Genomic DNA, 638 nt, shown 5'->3' with positions numbered 1-638 from the left:
TATACGAGCGTGACGTTGGGAGGTAAAGATAAGACCCCTGTTGCCCTTCATAATGTCGCTGATGGTAGTATTTCCAAGGATTCACATGATGCCATCAATGGCGGACAGATTCATACAATCGGTGAGGATGTTGCAAAATTCTTGGGTGGAGCAGCAAGCTTTAACAACGGTGCTTTTACCGGCCCAACTTATAAGTTGTCGAATATTGATGCAAAGGGTGATGTACAACAGAGTGAGTTTAAAGATATAGGTTCAGCCTTTGCGGGTCTTGATACGAACATCAAGAATGTCAATAATAATGTAACGAATAAGTTTAATGAACTTACTCAAAACATAACGAATGTTACGCAACAGGTAAAAGGCGATGCCTTATTATGGAGCGATGAAGCCAATGCCTTTGTGGCGCGTCATGAAAAGAGCAAGTTAGGAAAAGGTGCATCTAAAGCGACACAAGAAAACAGCAAGATTACGTATCTGTTAGATGGTGATGTTTCGAAAGATTCCACGGATGCTATTACAGGTAAACAGCTTTATTCATTAGGTGATAAGATTGCATCTTATTTAGGTGGTAACGCTAAATATGAGGATGGTGAATGGACTGCACCTACCTTTAAGGTTAAAACAGTTAAGGAAGATGG

Annotated in this window: 1 pseudogene; it reads left to right on the top strand. The window is 40.4% G+C overall.

Annotation, left to right across the window (positions count from 1 at the left end):
* A pseudogene (locus ACFINS_RS10745) lies at positions 1-638 on the top strand (hypothetical protein); the annotation flags it as partial.

Source organism: Bartonella sp. AA2SXKL (genome assembly GCF_042197205.1).
Lineage (GTDB): Bacteria > Pseudomonadota > Alphaproteobacteria > Rhizobiales > Rhizobiaceae > Bartonella.
This window is presented reverse-complemented; position numbering and strand designations above follow the sequence as displayed.